Here is a 17,814-nt window from a genome sequence, read left to right as displayed (position 1 = left end):
ATGGTCGCGTTGCGCGGATGGCCGTCGTTCCCCGAAGAGCTCCCGGCGTTCACGCCGGGAACGGCGTCGCCGGAGCCCCGGGAGCTGTTCCTGGAGTGGCTGACCGAAGCCGGCGAGCACGTGCTGGCGCCGCACGCCGTCACACTGTCCACTGTGGACGCCGATGGCGCGCCGGACGCCCGCGTGGTGATCCTCAAGGACGTCGGCCCCGGCGGCTGGGCGGTCGCCACCAGCTCGGAGAGCCCGAAAGGCCTGCAGCTGCGCAAGGATCCGCGCGCGGCGCTGACGTTCTTCTGGCCCGGCCGCGGCCGGCAGGTGCGGCTGCGCGGGCCGGTCTCCCCCGCCGCGCCCGAGGTGTCCGCCGAGGACTTCCTGGCGCGGCCGCCGGCGTCGCGCGTCGAGGCGTTCATCGGGCACCAGTCGCAGGTGCTGCGCGACCCGGCCGAACTCGACACAGCGGCCGCGGAAACCGAGCGTTGGGTGGCAGAAAACCCCGGCGTCGCCCCGGAAACCTGGACGCGCTACCTCGTCGACCCGGACGAAGTCGAGTTCTGGCAAGCGAGCCACGACCGCCGGCACGTGCGGTTGCGGTACCGGAAGGCCGACGGCGAATGGGTCCGCGAACGCCTCTGGCCTTGACGCACCGGGGGCGGCGCGGGTAGGCAGGAAATCCGACAAAACGGAGGCCCTGATGCGCCGAACCGTCGTCCTTGCCGCCACCGCCGCGTTGTCCGCCGGGCTGTTGTCCGGCGCGTCCGCCGGTGAAGTGTCCTCATCGCAGCGTCCCGCCGTCTTCGAGACGGTGTTCGCGTCGCCGCTCGGCCTCGAAGGCCTCACCACCGACGGCCGCGGAAACCTCTACACACCCGCGCGCGGCGCCGATCCCTGCCCGGTCTACCGCGTCGCGGCCACCGGCGGCCCGGCCGCGGTCGTCGGCACGATCCCCGCGCCGTGCGGCCCGGCCGGGCTGACCTTCGACCGCCGCGGACGGCTGTACGTCGCGAACGCCGACACCGTGGTGTCGTTCGTGCCGGACGCCGCGAACCCGCCGGCCGCGACGGTGTTCGCCCGCGGCGTCCCCGGCGCGAACGGCCTGGCGTTCGACCGCGCCGGCGCGCTGTGGATCTCCGACGGCGGCACCGGCCAGGGCCGCGTGTGGCGGGCGGGCAGCGACGGCGTCGCCGCGGAGATGTTCCGCGTCCAGCCGCTGGTCAGCGACGTCATCGCGGGTGGCGTCGGCCGGGACGTGCGCGGCTTGCCGCCCGGCACCGTGACGATCACCCCGGCCGGCCGGACCGCCGCGGACACCGCCGGCTCGCAGCACATCGTCGCGAACGGCCTGGCGTTCACCGAGGACGGCACGCTCCTGGTCGCGGACACCGCGCGCGGCGCGCTCTGGCGCGTCCCGATGGACCGCGCGGGCCGGCCGCGCGCGGCGACCGGCTGCGACGCCGCGTTCCCCGCGAACACGCTCTGCCTGGACGACCTCGACGTCCAGCACCCGTACCTCGAGGGCGCCGACGGGATCGTCCTCGACCGCGCGGGCAACGTCTGGACGGCGGCGAACGAGCGCAACGCGATCGTGCTGGCCCGGCGCGACGGCCGCGTCGTCGAGTACTTCCGCAACCCGGCCGACGCGGCGACGAAGCTGCGCAACGGCGGGCCGCTGGAGTTCCCGACCAGCCCGGTGCTGCTGCCGGACGGCCGGCTGTGCGTCACGCAGTCCGACGGCAACCGTCGGGACAACTCGTCGAACACGGCGGGCGAGGCCGGCCCCGGGAAAGCCGCGCTGGCGAAGGTTTCCTGCGTCAGCCGGTGAGACGGTCCGTTCGGGGGTTTACGGCGCCGGGGCCGGTGGGGCCATGATGGATCATGCGTTCGAAACTGCTGACCGCCGGGCTGGTCCTGGCGCTGACCGCCGCACTCGGGGGTGTGGCCGCGGCCGACACGCGTCCCGGGGGACGACCGACGCTGACGGACTCGCACCCGTGCCCGGGCCAACCGGGCTTCACGTGCTCGACCCTGACCGTCCCGCTCGACCACACCGGCCGCGTCCCGGGCACGCTGAAGCTGCCGATCGCGGCCGCGGACAACGTCGACGCGCCGAAGGGCGTGCTCCTGTTCCTCACCGGCGGCCCCGGCCAGGGCGGCGTCGGCACCATCACGCGGATCGCCACGCAGCGGCTGCCGGAGGTCGCGAAGGACTACCGGTTCGTCATGCTGGACCAGCGCGGCACCGGCCCGTCGGGGGCGCTCCTGTGCCCGGGCCTGCAGGCGCAGATGGGCAGTTCGGACATCGCGACGCCGACGCCGGACGCCGTCACCGAATGCGCCCGCATCCTCGGTGACACGGCACCGCTTTACTCGACGGACCAGACGGTCGCCGACTTCGACCAGCTGCGGCAGGCGCTGAACGTGCCGAAGATGGTCGTCGACGGCGTCTCGTACGGCTCCTTCACGGCGGCGCGGTACGCGATCGCGCACCCGGGCAACGTCAGCAAGGTCGTGCTGGACTCGGTGCTCCCGCACCACGCGACGGCGTCGGCCTCGCTGTACCTGACCGGCCTCCAGGCCGAGGCCCGCGTCCTGCGGCTGGCCTGCGCGACGCCCCCGGCGTGCGGTTACGACCCGGCCGAGGACCTGGCGTGGGTGGTCCGCCACCGGAGCACGGCGGACGGCGTGAAGATCTTCGACACGATCGTCTCGTACGAGTTCAGCGACCCGTCGTACCGAAACCCGGCGGCGGGCGACATCATCGGCGCCCTCCACCAGGCCCGCGGCGGTTCGAGCGGCCCCCTGAACGACCTGCTGGAGGCGTACAAGTCGGGCGGCGACAACCCGTCGTCGTTCAGCGCGGGCCTCCACGCGGCGACGCTGTGCGCGGACCAGCGCTTCCCCTGGGGCTCGGCGGCGACCCCGGTCTCCCTGCGCCAACCCCTGCTTTCGCTGACGGCGCGGGCGTTGCCACCGCAGGCGACGTGGCCGTACACCACGGCGGTGGCGACGCGGCAGGGGTTCATCCAGAGCTGCCTGCCGTGGCCGGCCGAGCGGCCGGGCTCGAACCCGTCGTCAAGGCTGCCGAACGTCCCGGTGCTGCTGCTGAACGGCGACCACGACCTGTCGACGCCGCTGGAGTGGGCGAAGGAGGAGGCTCGCCAGGCACCGCGGGGGACGCTGGTGGTGGTCCCGGGAGCATCGCACTCGATCCAGAACCGCGAGCTGGGCCACGCGGGCCGCGACGCGGTGATCGCCTTCCTCGGCTGAACGACCTCAGGGCCAGGTCAACGGATGACCTGGCCCTGAGGGGTTGTGGAGCTGAGGGGAATCGAACCCCTGACCCCCGCCTTGCAAAGGTGCGAACCCGTCTTCTCGCCGACCAGCAGAACCTTCGCTCCCTGGTCAGCGCTCTGCACGGCCTGCAGTTCCCCGTGGCTCCCCGTGCACTCCCTCGGCAACGGGCACGCGAGGGGCACGCGGGGACACAAGCGGCTGAAACATGCGGTGGTGGCCACCCACCCCGTGTTTCAGCCGCTTTCGTTCTTCCTGTGACTATAGAGACATAGAATTAGAGTGGGAGAAGAGTTGTCACCGGAGGTGTCACTCCCCTGTCACACCTAAACCCGCAGGTCAGAGCGGGGCGAGTGACAGGGTGACAGGTGTGACACCTTCGACACCCCGCCCGTGTCACACCCCGCCCGTCGTGACGGCCGGGCCAACGTGCACAGGGCCGACGTCGATCTTCAAACTGAACAGACCGGCCGCAGCGAGGACCAGGACGAGCAGTACGCCGATGAAGATGAGCGCACGGACCATCGCGCCTGGGCTCGCCACGATCCGACCTGCGAGATCGGCCAGCCCCCGCCGTTCATCGCCCGCTCGTCTATAGGGGCCAGCCATCGCGGTCTGCCGCCTAGCGTCCCGCGAACGCTGGTCGTCGTGCGAGCCTCGCGACCGGCGAGGGTCACGCCTTAAGGTCATTGGTGTCGCCCTTCAGTGACAGTTATAGAGAGCCCCGCTGACGAGCATCTGCTGTTGAGGCCGGATGAGATGTCGACGGGTGTGACGCAGTAGCTGGCTTCATGCCGAAGGCGACACCGGTCCGGGGCGCTCCAACGCACCGAATCGGCACGGGCGGCTTCCTCCAGTGCGAGGAAGCCGCCCGATCTCGCCTTCAACCTTTGCTCTCGTCCAAGAGTAGGGCTGGTCATGCTCGCTACGAAGACACTCGACGCTCCCTGTCGACGACCGGTGATTCCGGCGCGATGTGCGCCCAGTAGGCCATCAGTCCAACTGAATTCGCCCAGCGTGCTACGAATGTGGCGCAGTCCAGCGTGGTCCAGCGCAGTCCAGCGTGATCTATGTCAGTTCAGCGTGATCGACGTCAATTCACATGGCTACCGCTTAGCCCGTGACCTGCGTCTTCATGCCGCCCAACGGACGCTGCCCACCGTTCATCGTCCGATCTCGCTCCTTGAGCACGCCTTCTATGACGACTAACTCAGAGGAACGGAGAGAGTGCGCCCGCAGCGCCGCAGGAGGCCGTTGTTATGTCAACTTGAGTTAGCGACACTCACAGCGAGTCAACTTGCGCGTCATCGAACACGTGTTCTACGGTGGCGGATGTCGGGCGAGGCGGGGAAGGTCCCGCCCGACGCACCAAAGCACGTCGCCCCGTACCGCACATGGCGGGGCGACGTGCACTCAAACCGGACCATGCGATGGAAACGTCACCCAACCTGACCAACGCCGCAACGTAGGTCGTAGCCGACCAGCCCACAGCGGTCGACCACTGGCACATTCTGCTCAACCCGACCGAAGCGTCACCCTTCGAGTGCCCATCGAGCCCGCGCGGCTTCGTAGTGGTCAGCCAAAGCGAACCGGTCCGGCATCAGGTCTGCGGATATGGCAAGCCTTGTCCCAGCGAGTGGCCCATAAGTGGAGTGGTCTCGCAGGCTAGGCGCGACCACGACCGTGCCAGTAGAGGCCTCGATGGCAAGTAAGCCGGCATCGAAGAGAGCATGGATATCCGACCTGAGCAGAAGCCCTTCGCCGAGCTTGTGCGTCTCATGTTCGGCGAAGGCCCTGAGGTGGGCCGCCTGCAGCGCTTCCTTTGGCACAGGTCCTGTGACTGCACAGGTGAGGCCGTACTTCCCTAGCAACCCGGCACGGAACTGCCGCTGCCCACGTCGGACCTTGACAAGGGAGACCTGCCGACCGCCCGTCCACGACGTGTTGTCGTCCTCAGTTTCGTCCGGGTCTGACTTCGGGGCCGGCACGCTTGCGGTCCCCAGCCTGACGAGGCGGAACCTCCAGATCCGGAAGCCGTCCTGCTTCCTATTCTCTGGCCAGACCTCTGTGATGCCAAAGAGGCCGTCGTACCGGTAGCCACTTGCGGGCGAGAAGCGCCTATCGCCGTTCGAGCCGCGGATCACGCGGACTGGCTGCCGCTCTTCGTATGCTCTCAGAAGACCCGCATTGGCCCGAGTCAGTTCCTGGTCGGCCACGTGTCGCTTACGCGAGTTTGGGTGACGCCCGCCTCCCCCCGTGTAGATGATTTCGTCACCGTCGTCGACATCATCGGCGTACCCGCCATTCACCACAATCGAGTCAGAGCCATCCTTCCCGCCGGAGATTCCTCCCTGCGAAGCGCGATGCACTCTCGCTAAATTCATTGCGTCGTAGTCCGCGAACGTGTCCCCGATAGACACACCAGGAATCTCGCCATATCGAAATGCGCTAGCCACCGGCGAATCATACCAAGGTGTGCCGCCGCCAACTAGCCCTACTCTGCAAGTAGTTGATCTGGCGAATTCCAGCGGATTGCTTCATAGTGGTACCAATTATTCCTATCTGAGGCGCCAGGTTCATCTGATGCCTCAATAGACAATATTTGAACCTGCGCTTCTACCTCAACAACCTCTCGACCTGGCGGAAGTGGAACACTGAAGATAATCGAGTTACCGGTAAGTTGACTTGTCCAGAAGTCCATCTGACTGTACTGCGGATGACTCGTTCGCACGTCTTCCGATTTATCCCAATACCAAGCTAACGAGGTGACCGCACCGGTAACGTTGATAGGCGTTAGTGATTTCATGATCTTTGCCTCAAAAGTACACGTTTGCCCAGCGACCGATAGGACAGATATCCTCCACTTAGGAGCATTCTGCTGCTTCCATTGCGCCTCGGACAGAATGACTGATTTTTCTGCAGCGCTAGCAGATGCCGAGGCAGCCTCTGCCGAGCGTTCAGCGAGGGGCAGTGCCCGATGTGCCACATTGGCCGATCGTCGCGATTGCCAGAAACTCAAGATTGCAACAACCGCACTCAGTGCAGCAATCCAGGCCGATGCGTCGAAATTTCGATGAACCCAGTCAATAACTTCTGATGAATCGATGGAATTTATGACCAGCAGCGCCGCGGCGAGGATTGCGAATAGCGGTATACATAAAAGCAGGGGACGCCAGTTGTATTCATTCCCATTACTTATTTCACCTTTATTGCGGTTCGACACTTCTGCCGCTCCTTGCCGTTGTCCAGCATTCAGGCTGTGGAATTACTACTAACTCGTCAACTCAAGCCGCTGGATGAGCCAACCGTCGCTGGAACTAGGGGCACGACAATCCCCAGGCCGACTTACAAGTCAGTCATGTTCGACGGCGTTCGATGGCTGCTCACCCCGCAGAAATGCGGCGATCTGAAGGACTGCTACTTCATAGCACAACCGGTTGGTCCCCGGCACAGTTCGGGCGGAGTGCGGACTGATCACCGTACCCTGCTGCGCCCACAAGGGATGGTCGACAGGCAGCGGCTCCGGGTCGGTCACATCGAGCGCCGCGCGTAAGCGCCCCGACGCCAACTCGCGAACCAATGCGTCCGTTTCGACAATCTTGCCGCGACCCGCATTAACCAAAATGGCATTGTCATCCATTAGCCTTAGAAATTCTGAATTAACCAATCCGCGCGTTTTATCCGTTAAGGGCACAGTAATCACAACGACAGAGTGACCAGACACGACTTCCGGCAAGGAATCTGCACCAAGAACGCCTTTTCGAGGACGAGAGGCGACAAGGGTTGAACTCGCACCAAATACTTTGAGACGTCGCGCAACTTCAGTCCCAATTGCGCCAGCGCCGAGAATGAGCGCACGCTTTCCCGCTAACGTGTCAGCTTCGAATTTTCTGTGCGCCCACACACTTTTGTCTTGGAATCGGACTAGCGCCGGCCATTGTCGAAGCTGCGTAAGCACGGCCGACAAAACCCATTCAGATACAGGACCGGCGTGCGCACCCCTAGCAGTTGCAAGAACCACTCCCTTGGGCACGTCTGCAGCCCATTCGTCACCGCCCGCAGACAAGAGTTGCACCATCTTGAGCGCGCCAAACTGACCAAGTAGCCGAATAGGCCGGTGGCTGCTGCGATATGGAGGCAGCAGAACGGAGGCTGTCGACTGTTGCGAGGTTAGTTCCTCAACGTTCGGGTCGTACGACACGACCTCGACGTGTTGGAGCCGACTAAGCAAACCATGGCCGACCAAGTCGTCAGCTTCGTTGCTTACGAGAACCTTCACCGCGGGGACGTCCATTACTTCCCTTTGCTCTCAGATGCGAGCCGCTCGATAAGTTGACCCGCCTGCTCGACCATTACTCCACCCGATACTGAATTGTCGATTACGACATGTGGAACCGGTGGCCGAAAGTCGACGTCGACCCCCCGCATGTAGTTATCCCAGTTAGCAAGCTTAGTAGCGTCGCGCGGCGCATCGCGGTGCCGGACGTAGGTGTGCATCGTGTCGGCATCACAGTAGACCCAGACGATTGTCAACTGCGCACCGAGATTTCGACAAAGCAACTCACGCTGCCGAATCCATCCCTCATCTGCAAACTCGCGAGTGAATGGAGCCGTGACGATTGCGTTGTTGCCACATTGCAGGTTCTCGGCCATAGCCTCAAGAAGCGAGTCATACTCAGCGGGCCGAATTTTGGTCAGGTACGTCTCCGACTCACGGTCGTTTCGTGAAAGTCCCTGCATTTCGAGTGCAGACTCGACCACGAACCGAGTGAGGGTGTCTTTATCGAGCATCGGCCAGCCGGTCTCGCGGGCTAAAATACGCCCAAGTTCCGTCTTTCCGCTGCCAGCATAGCCGCCGATCATAAGAACTTGCGGAGCCGCAGCTCGGACCTCCCGGCGCCCTTCGCGATCCGGGGCGTTCACCGTGCGGGCAGCCCGCGGTTTACTCACCACGAGCCCCTTTTTGGCAAGTATGTCCATCGCTTCATTGATGGTGAAGACGCTTACGTCCCACTCACGAGCCAGCTCTCGGGACGAAGGCAAGCGCTGCCCATGTCGAAGACGTCCAGCGTCGATGTCGTTCTCGACGTTCCGAGCGATCTGCTGTGCAAGCGGCTCAGACCTCGCCACCGGCGATCGTGGGCGCGACATAACTACTCCTCGCCGGGCTCCCGCCCATCGACTCAACTGAACGGTCACCATACCAGAACCTATCAGTTGACTTTCATGTTCCCGCAGGTCGTAGGCCAGTTTCGATCAATCCAACATCTAACAGTTGACCTGCTGACCATTCAACTGTTAGGTTCTTGGTGGTCAGGGTCACACAGATTCGGCCGCAAGGGTCACCCCGAACACGGAGGCAGCGATGGCGCGAAAGCAGCAGGGAATGCCGGTCCTCAAGACCGGTTCAGGGTTCGGCCGGAAGGTCGTCGGGCTGGTGCTGCTGGTCGCGGCGCTGGTGTTCGTCGTGTCGTCGCCGCTGGAGGCGGCCGGTCACGTCCGGCACGTCGTGCACAGCCTGACCACGTTCTTCGGCTCGCTCTGATCATCCGCTGACCAGCAACTTTTCTCGAAGGGACCTCAGATGGACACCAACGTCTACCGCCGCCAGATCGACGCCGCTGCGCTGAACGCCGACGAGTACGCCGGTGAAGCCGTTTACCCGGACGGTCTGACCGAATCGGCGATCGACGCGCTGCTGGAGGACGTCGACCGTGAGCTGGCCGCCGATGCGTCCGCCGCGGAGGCCGCGTACCGCTTCGACTTCAACGACCAGCGCCGGGTGAGCCGGTCCCGCCGCCGCGCCGGACGCGAGCTGCTGCGGTCGCACGTCCTGATCGCCGGCGTGCAGAGGCAGGGCAAGAGCACCGCGGCGCTGTCGCTGCTGCTCGGTGACGAGGCCGCGTGATGGCCGCCCGGACGGTCCGCGGCCTGGCGTTGTTCGCCGCGTTGCAGGCGACGTTCGCCGACATTCACCCCCTGTGCGACCAGTGGTTGCAGTCCAGCGACGACGCCGCCGGCAAGGGCAAGCCGGGCCGCGAAGGCGCGAAGCACTGCGCCCGCCACGTCGCGAGCTACACCGCCGGTCAGGTCACCGCGGCGGTCGCGGTGACGCGGGTCCTCGGGTTCCGGGTGCCGCTGCGGGCGCTGGTCGCCGGCGCTGCGGTGAACGCGGTGACGCACTTCGTGATCGACCGCCGCGAGCCGCTCAAGGCCATGGCGCGGTTGACCGGCCACCAGGGCTACATCGAGCACGCCACGGTCCAGCGCCGGGACGGTGTGGTCGACATCGCCGGTCCGGGCACGGCGCTGACCGAGCTGGACCAGGCCGCGCACCGCGCGATCGGCGTGCTGGCCTCGCTCACCACCACCTGGCTTGCGCTGCGGGCCGGTGGTTCCCGATGACCATTCGCCTGCTGATTTACCCCGACGCGGCGGCCCCTTCCGGCAAGAACGTGCCGACCGCGCCGGGTTCCACCGACCAGTCACATAACCGCACGGAGGAACCCCAGATGGTAGACACCACCAGCCCGGTCCGCGACGTCCACACGGTGGCCTACACGGTCTCGGAGCTCAACCGCCTGGTCTCCCGCGAGATCGCCGGCCGCTACCGCGAACTGGCCTCGACCCTCTGCGACAACGCCGCGTTCCTGCTCGCCAACGACGACGTGCCCGCCCGGGTCAAGCAGCAGCGCTCCCGCGCCTACCTCGACATCGCGATGCAGCTGCACCAGCTCGCCGATGGCGAGATCCGCGGCGCCGAGCTGGGGCAGGTGACCCGGTGAACCCGCGCAACCGCCGTCAGACGGTGACCACGGTGTTTGACGGCCGTACCCACCACGTGGCGCTGTGTCGCGGGGAGCAGGACGGGCTGCCGGTGTTCGGGTGGGGCGAGGCCCCCTCGACGCTGCTGACCCGCTCGCAGTTGCGGGCGGTCGGGTTGCGTCCGAACGGGCAGGACCCGGTGGCGTTGCTGGTGTTCCGGCACCACCGCCCCTACGCCCGGGAGACCACTGCGGAGCTGTTCTCGGTCGAGCTGGCCGCGGCCTACCGGCCGCCGACGCCGGCGCAGCTGAGCGCGCTGGACCGCGCGATGGAAGCCCGCCGGACCTGCGTCGACTGCGCCGGGATCCAGGACTACTGCGTGCCGACCAGCACCCGGCAGTGCTGGACCTGCTTCGACCTGGAGCAGGGCGACCGGGCGGGGGTGGCCGCGTGAGCAGCAACGACTCCGGCGCCTGGCACCGGGAACTGCAGCGCCAGCAGGAAGCCCTCGACAAAGCCCGCCGCGAAGCCGCCAGCAAGGAGGGTTCCCGGTGAGCACGTTCGAGGTGTTGCAGCGCCACGGAACCCTCGCGCTGATCCGGTTCGCCGGCACGGTCTGTCTGTTCCTGACCCTGCACCTGCTGCGCATCCCGCTGGTCATCTGCGAACGCGTCCTCGCCGGCGTGCTGGTCCGCCTGGACCGGGCCGCCGCGGTGCAGGCCTCCCGACCGCCGCGCCGGCGCGTCAACCAGTTCTTCCCCCTCGACTTCCCCACCGGGCAGGAGGTGCCCCGATGAACGTCACCCGCGAGAAGCAGACCCGCCTGGAGCACGCGATGGAGTGGGCCGTCTGGCACTTCGGTGAGCTCGCCGGCGTCCTCGGACCGCTGGTGCTGGCCGTGGTGTTCACGCCGTGGTTCGCGCTGCTGTCGGCCCTGGTCGCCGCCGGGTGGGCCGTGCACGAGATCCGCGACCACCGCGAGCAGACCCGCCTGCGGGCCGCCGCGGTCGAGCGCAAGCAGCTGCCGGCGTGGCCGGCGACCGACACCGACGCCCCGGTGGCGGGCCGTGACGAGAGCCGGGAGGACGCGCGATGACCAGCTGGGCAGAGGAACGCCGCGCCAATCGCGCCGCCGACGCAGAGCAGAACCGCCAGAACGCCGACGCCGCCGTAGCTCGGAAGCTGCGGGAGCAGGCCGCGCGGGCGGAGCAGGCCCGCACCGACGCCGCTGCCGCGGCGAAGCTCGCCGACAAGCAGCGCGAGACCCGCCGCGCCGCCCGCGCCGCGATGCTCGCCCGGGTCACCGGGTGGCTGTCGACGAACCGGGTCCGGCTCCCGATCTACCTGCTCGCCCTGGTCTCCGCCGGCATGGCGGTGCCCGCGATGGCCGGGTACGGGCTCGACACCTACGGGGACGTGACAGGCGCAGCCCTGCCGGCGCTCTCGGAGCTGGGCATGTGGGCCTTCGCCCTCGCGGTCGAGGTGTCCCGGCACCGGCACCCGGATCGGCCGGTGTGGGCACTGCAGCTCGGAACGTGGGTGTTCGCCGGCGTCGGGTTCACCCTCAACGTCCTGCACGGCTGGCACCGCGGCTGGGACGCCGCCCTCGTGATGGGCATCGTGTCGATCGCCGGCGTCATCGCCCACCAGCTCGCCGTCGCGTCCCCGCCGCGGTCACCGGCTGAGCGGGCCGCCAGCCGGATCGAGCGCAAGGCTCTCCGGAAGGTCGCGAAGGTCCGGGCCGCCGCGGTCCGGACCGCGGTCGCCGAAATTGACGCCGCCGGCACGGCGCGGTTGGTGTTCACCCCGGGCCGCTACACCCTCGACGGGCGTCGGCTCGCCGCGGTGGTGGAGCCGGACCGGCACGCCGGGGACGTCCTCGCTGACGAGGTGTCCGCGTTCCTGGCCGACCAGGTCCGCCCTGCCCACGGGGTTGACGACGGCCCGATCGTCGATGCCCCGGTGCTGACCCTCGACCGGCCCGCTGACCAGCGGGAGTCGACCCCGCCGCGGCGGACCATCCCGGCGCCGAAAGCCCGCACGATCGACCAGCTGCGCACCGAGTTCGCGGCGGCGATCGACGACCCCGACGTGGCGATCAACCCGGCGTCGGCGGAGTCGATCCGCAAGACGCTGCACTGCGCGATCAAGGCCGCGCGGCAGCTGCGTGACGAGCACAAGAACCCGAACCGCAAGTGAGCCGGAGGGACACGACCATGGACACCACCGAGACGCCCGACGCCGGCGAGCTGGCGACGGTGCACCACCTGCCGATCCAGTCCGAGCAGGGCGAGGTGATCGAAGGCGAGATCGTCACCGACGAGGAGTACGCCCGGCTGACCTCGCAGCGGACCCGGGCGCTGGCCCGGTACGAGGGCTATCGCAGGGACGTGACAGTCGTCGTCGGCGCCGCCCGCAAGGCCGCGACCCACGAGAAGACGAAGACGGCGCTGCACCACAGCCTGACCGTCGTGCAGGGCCTCGACTCGTGGCGGGGCCGGCTGTGGGACGCCTCCACGATGGGCGTCTACCGCCGCCAGATCAAGGCCGCCGAAGCCATGGGCGACCAGACGCTGGTCGCGGAATGGCTGGAGCGCAAAGCGCGGGTGCAGGACGCCCGGCACCGCCGGGTCATGGACCTGCCGAAACTGCTGGTCGGGCTGGTCAAGGCCGGCGTCATCGGGCTCGCGGCGCTGGTGGTGATCGTGCTGCTGATCGGTCTGCTCGTGCAGCTGTCCGGGGCCGGCGAGTTCACCCGCGTCGTCGGCGGGGTGATGGACGCGCTGCGGTTCATCTTCACCGCCATCGCGTGGGCCTGGACCCCGCTCGCCCTGGTCGCCCCCTACGTCATCAGCATGGGCGTGGTGCTCGGGGCGTGGCGCGAGGGCCGCCAGCGGGGCAAGGTTCCGGGCTGGTTGGCCACGTCCACACAGGACAGTGACGTCACGATCGACGAGACGACCATCGCGCAAGCTCTCGGGGCGCTGCGGATTCCGCAGATCACCAACTACCTCAAGGAAGGCTTGCCGATGCAGTACCTCACCCCGGCTCGCCGCGACGGACGCGGCACGCACGCCGTCGTGCGCCTGCCGGCCGGGGTGACCGCGGAAAAGGTCGCCCGCCGGCGCGCTGACCTGGCCACCGGCTTGCATCGACTGTCCAAAGAGGTCTGGCCGACCACCGGCAGCGAAGCCGGGATCCTGGACCTGTGGGTGGCCGACAAGGGCGCCCTGTCCGAAGGCGCCGGCGCATATCCGCTGCTGGAGGACGGTGCGGTGGACGTGTTCAAGGGTGTCCCGTTCGGACGGACGCTGCGCGGGGAGCCGATGCTCGCGCCGCTGCTGGAGCGCAACACCATCTGCGGCGGCATGCCTGGTCAGGGCAAGTCGTCCGCGGCGCGGGTCATCATGGCCGGCGCGGCGCTCGACCCGACGGCTGAGCTGCGGATTTGGGTGCCGGACGCGAACTACGACTTTGAGGTGTTCGTGCCGCGGTGCTCCCGCTACGTGATGGGCGCCGAAGACGAGAAGATCGCCCAGATCGCCGCCGACCTGCGCGAGCTGCACGCTGAAGTGCAGCGCCGCGGTGACCTGCTGGTCAGGTACGAGATTCCGGCGGTGACCAGGGAGTATGCGTCGAAGAACGTCGGGTTGCACCCGATCTTCGCGCTGCTGGAAGAGGCCCACGTGGCGATCCAGCACAAGAAGTACGGCGAGGAGATCGGTCAGCTGCTGGTCGACATCGTCCGGCTGGGCCGCAAGCGCGCGATCCACCTGATCGTCTCGACCCAGGCCCCCACCAAGGACTCCATGCCCAGGGACGTGACACGCAACTGCTCCAACGGGGTCGCGTTCGCGGTCGGCGACCACGTCGCCAACGACGCGCTGCTCGGGCAGGGCGCCTACTCCGCCGGACACCGCGCGACCGAGCTGATTCCCGGCACCGACAAGGGAACCGCCGTGGTCAAGGGGTTCTCCGGGGAGCGGTCGGAGATCGTGCAGGTCTACTTCCTCGACGTCGCGAAGGAGCACGACCAGGTCACCCCGATCCTCGAACGCAGTCTCGCGGCGATCGCCAAGCGCGGTCGCGTCCCCTGGTCCACCAGGGACAACGCCGAGATTGAGGCGCCGCCGGCGCCGCGGAACCTGCTCGAAGACCTCGACGAGGTCCTCGGGGATGAGCCGGCGCCCGCGGCGAAGGTCGCACCGCTGCTGATCTCGCTGGCCACCGACTACAGCGGCCTGACCGGCAAGCAGCTCTGCGCCGACCTCGCCGCGGTCGGGGTCAAGGTCCCCAGCTCGAAGAATGTCTACCCGGTCGACCCGGTCACGATCCGTAAGGCTCTGGCCGACCAGGCGACCGCCGACCTCGACGACGAGAACTAGCCGAACGCCACCGGGTTAGCCCGCTCGCTGGGCTGCGCGCGGCCCCGGATTCCGGCCGGAAACCCGGCCGCCGGGAGCGGGCTAACCCACCTAACCCAGCTAACTTTCCGCAGGCCAGTGCCCATGCGGCGGCTCTAACCCCCGAGGTTAGAAACCTAACCCGGATTCGCCGACCTAACCCCGCCGATCTAACCCGCCACGCGACACCACACCGGGTGCTCGCGCCGGCACCCCCTACCCCAAAACAGGCACACACCGTCACCGATCGAAGGGAAGTCCGATGGCCAGCACACCTGTCTTGCATCGCGGCCGGAGGTCCTGGTGGTCCGGCAAGGTCACCACGCTCTGCGGGCTCGTGCTGGAGCCCGGCGAGGGCAGCTCGCCCTGGTTCTGGTGGTTCACCCCGAAATGCCCCGGCTGCGAGGCGGTCCACCAGCTCAAGCAGCGGACGTAGCTGCGCAGGTCAGCACGGGGACACGACAACTTCGACCACGCCGCAACGGGAAGGACTCGCTATGTGTCGCTCCACTTCGGACGGCGGACGCCGCTGCACCGGCAGCAGCCACGCCCGCAATCGCGCACTCGGCACGGCCCGCAAAGCCGTCGAACGCGCCGGCCGCGCCGTCGACCAGGCCCGCACCGCCGGTGACCAGGACGCGGTCGAGGCCGCGGAAGCCCAGCTCGCCGCGGCCGAGCAGCGGCTCGACGACACCCGCGCCGCGCACCCGCACACTCCCGCCGCTGGTCAGCCGCGGGGACACGACACCGCCGAGGAGACCGACATGCCCGAAGGCACCAGTCCTCGCAACGACGACGTCGCGAGCGCCAGCGCACACCGTCCTGACGAAACGCCTGTTCATGACGGGGACACGACACCCGGTGTCATCGACCTCGGCCCCGGCGAAAGCTACCGCGTCGGCGACAACGTCATTCACAACGGTGGCAGCGCGCCGACCCAGGTCTACCACTCCGGCGACGGCGACACCCACTTCACGGAACCGTTCGCATCGGCCAGGTCTGACCACGCCGACCGGGCAGACCGCCCCGCTGATACGACCGCGTCAGAACAGCGGGGCCCCGCCCTGGAGGCGCAGCTGAAGTCGCTGGCTCAGGCGCGACGCAACCTCGAAGACTTCGCCCAAGGGAATACGAAGGCTCAACCCGAGCACCACTACTACGGCAACGGGCCTGTGTTCCTTCACGGTGGCACCGGAGACACCTTCTTCAACGGCGAACGGGTCGGCCCGAGCAGTTCCGACGAAGCACACGGCACCGACCACGACGGACCGCAGACCACCAGCCACACCACCACGTCGGACGGCACGACGTTCACCAACGTCAACAACGCCGCACCGGGCGCGGTCGTGGGAATACAGGCCCACACCGTCAACGGCGCGACCGTGGTCATGGGCGGCGGCCCCATGCCTCCGGGCCTGCCCGACCAGCTGCGCCAGGTGCACGAGCAGGTCCAGACCGCGATGGCCAGCGGCCACTACACCGTCCACCACAGCGACGACATCACCGAACCCAGCGGCCCGACCGCTCCGGGCGAACGCGTCGCCTTCCAGGTCGGCTACGTCCACCGGCGCGACAACCCCGCCACCTGAGCCCACCACACAAACGCCCTGCTCACGACAGGGACACGACAACCCCAGATAACCGTCCGGAAAGGACACACGCGATGGAACACACCGACGACACCCACGAGACGGTCCGGCTGACCTCCGACGTGCTCGCGTTCGCCCGCCGCAACGACGTCTGGCACATCCTGATGATCCAGCGCCGCTGGGAGCCCTTCCGCGGCCAGTGGGCGTTCCCCGGCGGGCACGTCGACCCCGGCGAGACCTTCCGCGCCGCCGCGGCCCGCGAGCTGACCGAGGAAACCGGGCTGCTCCTGTCCGACCTGCGGCAGCTCGGGATCTACGACCAGCCCGACCGCGACCCCCGCGGCCGCTACGTCACCGTCGCGTTCTTCACCGTCGTCGGCCACCTGGTCAAGCCCACCGCCGGCGACGACGCGGCGGCCGCCGCGTGGGTGCCGGTGCCGTGGCTGCTGCGCAACCGCGACGCCATCGCGTTCGACCACGCCGACATCCTCGCCGACGCCGCCGCGACGCTAACCCACTTCACCCCCGAGGAGGCCCGATGACCACGGCAACCGGGCTGACCGTCTGGATCGACGAGGACAGCAACTACAACGTCCTCGGGCCGTGCACCCGCGAGCAGGCACTGCACCTCATGCGCGAGTACGCCGTCGCGGTCGCGGTCGACGACCACGACGGCCCGACCGCGCAGAGCCCGACGGACCTGGACACCGGGTGGGTGCTGAACCCGGTGCCCGGCTTCCCGGACGGAGACGTGATGTACGCGCCCGTCCCGGCCGGCACACCCGGCGCCATCCCGATCACGACGTCGCTCTACTGAACGGGGAAACCACGATGGACACCACCACTTTGGACGCTGCCCTGGACGCCGCGGCTCGCGGCTGGCACGTCTTCCCGTTGCGGCCGGGCAGCAAGCGCCCGGCCGGGCACCCGGAGGACCGGTGCCCTGGCATCGGCCGGTGCGCCGGCGGGCACCGCACGTGGGAGCAGCGCGCCACCACCGACCCCGACAAGATCCGCGCGGCGTGGACGCACGCCCCCTACGGGATCGGCGTGGCGACAGGCCCGTCCGGGCTGTGCGTGCTCGACCTCGACACCGCCAAGCCCGGCGAGGAGATCCCGCCGCGGTGGGCCGCGGCCGGCGCGCGATCCGGGGAGGACGTGCTCGCCGTCGTCGCCGAGCAGGCCGGGCAGGAACTGCCCGGGGACACGCTCACGGTCCGGACGCCCTCCGGTGGGCTGCACCTGTACTACCGGGCGCCGGGGGACGTGACACTGCGGAACACCAGCGGGGAGCGCGGGAACGGGCTCGGGTGGAAGGTCGACACCCGCGCGTGGGGCGGCTACGTCGCCGGCGTCGGCACCACCACCCCGGCCGGGCGCTACGAGTTCCTGTGGGACGGCGCCGTGGCGGAACTCCCGCGGTGGCTGGTCGAGCGGTTCACCCCGGCGCCGCTGCCCGCGGCCCCGGTCGTGCCAATCCGCCCGGCCGGCGACCGGCGCGCCCGCTACCTCGACGCCGCGGTGCGCGCGGAGGCAGGGAAGGTCGCCGACGCCACGCAGAACCGCAACGCCACCCTCTACGCCGCCGCGGTCGCACTCGGGCAGCTGGTCGAAGGGAACGCGCTCACCGAAGACGAGGTCCGCGCGGCACTGATGACCGCGACCGGACGCCACATCGGGACGCGGCACTTCACCGCCCGCGAGGCCGAAACCGCGATCACGTCCGGACTTCGTGCCGGCGCCAAGCGTCCCCGCCGGATCGCCTGACC

At 68.3% G+C, this 17,814-nt stretch carries 22 protein-coding genes; 17 read left to right on the top strand and 5 right to left on the bottom strand.

Annotation, left to right across the window (positions count from 1 at the left end):
- Genes OHS58_RS37405 through OHS58_RS37395 form a run of 3 tightly spaced genes read left to right on the top strand, consistent with a single transcriptional unit; the run spans position 1 to position 3,264 of the window.
- A complete protein-coding gene (locus OHS58_RS37405; protein WP_328645561.1) occupies positions 1 to 639 on the top strand; it encodes a pyridoxine/pyridoxamine 5'-phosphate oxidase in 639 nt (212 codons plus the stop codon).
- Between the two features lie 52 nt (positions 640 to 691).
- The gene (locus OHS58_RS37400; protein WP_326956445.1) at positions 692 to 1,819 is read left to right on the top strand and encodes an SMP-30/gluconolactonase/LRE family protein; all 1,128 of its coding nucleotides are present in this window, start codon (positions 692 to 694) and stop codon (positions 1,817 to 1,819) included.
- Between the two features lie 53 nt (positions 1,820 to 1,872).
- Positions 1,873 to 3,264, top strand: a complete 1,392-nt coding sequence (locus OHS58_RS37395; protein WP_328645560.1) for an alpha/beta fold hydrolase — start codon at positions 1,873 to 1,875, stop codon at positions 3,262 to 3,264.
- Positions 3,265 to 3,684: 420 nt separating this feature from the next.
- On the opposite strand, the gene OHS58_RS37390 is transcribed toward OHS58_RS37395, so the two are convergent.
- From OHS58_RS37390 to OHS58_RS37370, 5 genes are all read right to left on the bottom strand, one after another.
- Positions 3,685 to 3,831: a hypothetical protein gene (locus OHS58_RS37390; RefSeq protein WP_328645559.1), complete on the bottom strand. Its 147-nt coding sequence runs from the start codon at positions 3,829 to 3,831 to the stop codon at positions 3,685 to 3,687.
- Positions 3,832 to 4,820: 989 nt separating this feature from the next.
- Positions 4,821 to 5,744, bottom strand: a complete 924-nt coding sequence (locus OHS58_RS37385) for a YDG/SRA domain-containing protein (RefSeq protein ID WP_328645558.1) — start codon at positions 5,742 to 5,744, stop codon at positions 4,821 to 4,823.
- Between the two features lie 38 nt (positions 5,745 to 5,782).
- On the bottom strand, positions 5,783 to 6,511 hold the full coding sequence (locus OHS58_RS37380; RefSeq protein ID WP_328645557.1) for a hypothetical protein: 729 nt from the start codon (positions 6,509 to 6,511) through the stop codon (positions 5,783 to 5,785).
- Between the two features lie 129 nt (positions 6,512 to 6,640).
- Complete coding sequence (locus OHS58_RS37375; RefSeq protein WP_328645556.1) at positions 6,641 to 7,582, bottom strand: NAD(P)-dependent oxidoreductase; 942 nt, start codon at positions 7,580 to 7,582, stop codon at positions 6,641 to 6,643.
- Positions 7,582 to 8,439, bottom strand: coding sequence for an AAA family ATPase (locus tag OHS58_RS37370; protein ID WP_328645555.1), 858 nt, complete (start codon positions 8,437 to 8,439; stop codon positions 7,582 to 7,584). The genes OHS58_RS37375 and OHS58_RS37370 overlap by 1 nt, the downstream gene beginning before the upstream one ends.
- A 214-nt stretch (positions 8,440 to 8,653) precedes the next feature.
- On the opposite strand from OHS58_RS37370, the gene OHS58_RS37365 reads away from it, so the two are divergent.
- The 14 genes from OHS58_RS37365 (at position 8,654) to OHS58_RS37300 (ending at position 17,812) form a co-directional block, all read left to right on the top strand.
- Positions 8,654 to 8,833 carry a hypothetical protein gene (locus OHS58_RS37365; RefSeq protein ID WP_328645554.1) on the top strand — a complete coding sequence of 60 codons (180 nt, stop codon included), beginning with the start codon at positions 8,654 to 8,656 and terminating at the stop codon, positions 8,831 to 8,833.
- A gap of 39 nt (positions 8,834 to 8,872) precedes the next feature.
- Positions 8,873 to 9,196 carry a hypothetical protein gene (locus OHS58_RS37360; RefSeq protein WP_328645553.1) on the top strand — a complete coding sequence of 108 codons (324 nt, stop codon included), beginning with the start codon at positions 8,873 to 8,875 and terminating at the stop codon, positions 9,194 to 9,196.
- Positions 9,196 to 9,693: a hypothetical protein gene (locus tag OHS58_RS37355; protein ID WP_328645552.1), complete on the top strand. Its 498-nt coding sequence runs from the start codon at positions 9,196 to 9,198 to the stop codon at positions 9,691 to 9,693. Before OHS58_RS37360 ends, OHS58_RS37355 begins: the two co-directional genes overlap by 1 nt.
- A 107-nt stretch (positions 9,694 to 9,800) precedes the next feature.
- Positions 9,801 to 10,073 carry a hypothetical protein gene (locus OHS58_RS37350; protein ID WP_328645551.1) on the top strand — a complete coding sequence of 91 codons (273 nt, stop codon included), beginning with the start codon at positions 9,801 to 9,803 and terminating at the stop codon, positions 10,071 to 10,073.
- On the top strand, positions 10,070 to 10,507 hold the full coding sequence (locus tag OHS58_RS37345; RefSeq protein WP_328645550.1) for an RRQRL motif-containing zinc-binding protein: 438 nt from the start codon (positions 10,070 to 10,072) through the stop codon (positions 10,505 to 10,507). The genes OHS58_RS37350 and OHS58_RS37345 overlap by 4 nt, the downstream gene beginning before the upstream one ends.
- 97 nt (positions 10,508 to 10,604) lie before the next feature.
- Positions 10,605 to 10,850, top strand: a complete 246-nt coding sequence (locus tag OHS58_RS37340) for a hypothetical protein (RefSeq protein WP_328645549.1) — start codon at positions 10,605 to 10,607, stop codon at positions 10,848 to 10,850.
- Positions 10,847 to 11,149: a hypothetical protein gene (locus OHS58_RS37335; RefSeq protein WP_328645548.1), complete on the top strand. Its 303-nt coding sequence runs from the start codon at positions 10,847 to 10,849 to the stop codon at positions 11,147 to 11,149. Before OHS58_RS37340 ends, OHS58_RS37335 begins: the two co-directional genes overlap by 4 nt.
- On the top strand, positions 11,146 to 12,252 hold the full coding sequence (locus tag OHS58_RS37330) for a hypothetical protein (protein ID WP_328645547.1): 1,107 nt from the start codon (positions 11,146 to 11,148) through the stop codon (positions 12,250 to 12,252). Before OHS58_RS37335 ends, OHS58_RS37330 begins: the two co-directional genes overlap by 4 nt.
- A gap of 17 nt (positions 12,253 to 12,269) precedes the next feature.
- Positions 12,270 to 14,438 (top strand): cell division protein FtsK, encoded by a 2,169-nt coding sequence (locus OHS58_RS37325; protein ID WP_328645546.1) that lies wholly within the window; start codon positions 12,270 to 12,272, stop codon positions 14,436 to 14,438.
- Between the two features lie 280 nt (positions 14,439 to 14,718).
- Positions 14,719 to 14,892 (top strand): hypothetical protein, encoded by a 174-nt coding sequence (locus OHS58_RS37320; protein ID WP_328645545.1) that lies wholly within the window; start codon positions 14,719 to 14,721, stop codon positions 14,890 to 14,892.
- A gap of 61 nt (positions 14,893 to 14,953) precedes the next feature.
- Positions 14,954 to 16,045 carry a hypothetical protein gene (locus OHS58_RS37315; protein ID WP_328645544.1) on the top strand — a complete coding sequence of 364 codons (1,092 nt, stop codon included), beginning with the start codon at positions 14,954 to 14,956 and terminating at the stop codon, positions 16,043 to 16,045.
- A gap of 74 nt (positions 16,046 to 16,119) precedes the next feature.
- Positions 16,120 to 16,587 carry an NUDIX hydrolase gene (locus tag OHS58_RS37310; protein WP_328645543.1) on the top strand — a complete coding sequence of 156 codons (468 nt, stop codon included), beginning with the start codon at positions 16,120 to 16,122 and terminating at the stop codon, positions 16,585 to 16,587.
- Positions 16,584 to 16,862, top strand: coding sequence for a hypothetical protein (locus OHS58_RS37305; RefSeq protein ID WP_328645542.1), 279 nt, complete (start codon positions 16,584 to 16,586; stop codon positions 16,860 to 16,862). Before OHS58_RS37310 ends, OHS58_RS37305 begins: the two co-directional genes overlap by 4 nt.
- Positions 16,863 to 16,876: 14 nt before the next feature.
- Positions 16,877 to 17,812: a bifunctional DNA primase/polymerase gene (locus OHS58_RS37300; RefSeq protein WP_328645541.1), complete on the top strand. Its 936-nt coding sequence runs from the start codon at positions 16,877 to 16,879 to the stop codon at positions 17,810 to 17,812.
- Positions 17,813 to 17,814: the final 2 nt, after the last annotated feature.

The sequence above is a fragment of the Amycolatopsis sp. NBC_00348 genome (assembly GCF_036114655.1).
Taxonomy (GTDB): Bacteria; Actinomycetota; Actinomycetes; order Mycobacteriales; family Pseudonocardiaceae; genus Amycolatopsis.
Note: the sequence above shows the minus strand (reverse complement) of the source record. Positions and strands in the feature narration are given on the sequence as shown.

Bases quoted from the DNA above. Each gene is read 5' to 3' on its own strand.
- OHS58_RS37400 (WP_326956445.1), top strand. From the start codon at position 692: ATGCGCCGAACCGTCGTCCTTGCCGCCACCGCCGCGTTGTCCGCCGGG.
- OHS58_RS37330 (WP_328645547.1), top strand. From the start codon at position 11,146: ATGACCAGCTGGGCAGAGGAACGCCGCGCCAATCGCGCCGCCGACGCA.
- OHS58_RS37355 (WP_328645552.1), top strand. From the start codon at position 9,196: ATGGCCGCCCGGACGGTCCGCGGCCTGGCGTTGTTCGCCGCGTTGCAG.
- OHS58_RS37310 (WP_328645543.1), top strand. From the start codon at position 16,120: ATGGAACACACCGACGACACCCACGAGACGGTCCGGCTGACCTCCGAC.
- OHS58_RS37375 (WP_328645556.1), bottom strand. From the start codon at position 7,582: ATGGACGTCCCCGCGGTGAAGGTTCTCGTAAGCAACGAAGCTGACGAC.
- OHS58_RS37370 (WP_328645555.1), bottom strand. From the start codon at position 8,439: ATGTCGCGCCCACGATCGCCGGTGGCGAGGTCTGAGCCGCTTGCACAG.
- OHS58_RS37360 (WP_328645553.1), top strand. From the start codon at position 8,873: ATGGACACCAACGTCTACCGCCGCCAGATCGACGCCGCTGCGCTGAAC.
- OHS58_RS37315 (WP_328645544.1), top strand. From the start codon at position 14,954: ATGTGTCGCTCCACTTCGGACGGCGGACGCCGCTGCACCGGCAGCAGC.
- OHS58_RS37365 (WP_328645554.1), top strand. From the start codon at position 8,654: ATGGCGCGAAAGCAGCAGGGAATGCCGGTCCTCAAGACCGGTTCAGGG.
- OHS58_RS37395 (WP_328645560.1), top strand. From the start codon at position 1,873: ATGCGTTCGAAACTGCTGACCGCCGGGCTGGTCCTGGCGCTGACCGCC.
- OHS58_RS37300 (WP_328645541.1), top strand. From the start codon at position 16,877: ATGGACACCACCACTTTGGACGCTGCCCTGGACGCCGCGGCTCGCGGC.
- OHS58_RS37320 (WP_328645545.1), top strand. From the start codon at position 14,719: ATGGCCAGCACACCTGTCTTGCATCGCGGCCGGAGGTCCTGGTGGTCC.
- OHS58_RS37350 (WP_328645551.1), top strand. From the start codon at position 9,801: ATGGTAGACACCACCAGCCCGGTCCGCGACGTCCACACGGTGGCCTAC.
- OHS58_RS37335 (WP_328645548.1), top strand. From the start codon at position 10,847: ATGAACGTCACCCGCGAGAAGCAGACCCGCCTGGAGCACGCGATGGAG.
- OHS58_RS37405 (WP_328645561.1), top strand. From the start codon at position 1: ATGGTCGCGTTGCGCGGATGGCCGTCGTTCCCCGAAGAGCTCCCGGCG.
- OHS58_RS37325 (WP_328645546.1), top strand. From the start codon at position 12,270: ATGGACACCACCGAGACGCCCGACGCCGGCGAGCTGGCGACGGTGCAC.
- OHS58_RS37305 (WP_328645542.1), top strand. From the start codon at position 16,584: ATGACCACGGCAACCGGGCTGACCGTCTGGATCGACGAGGACAGCAAC.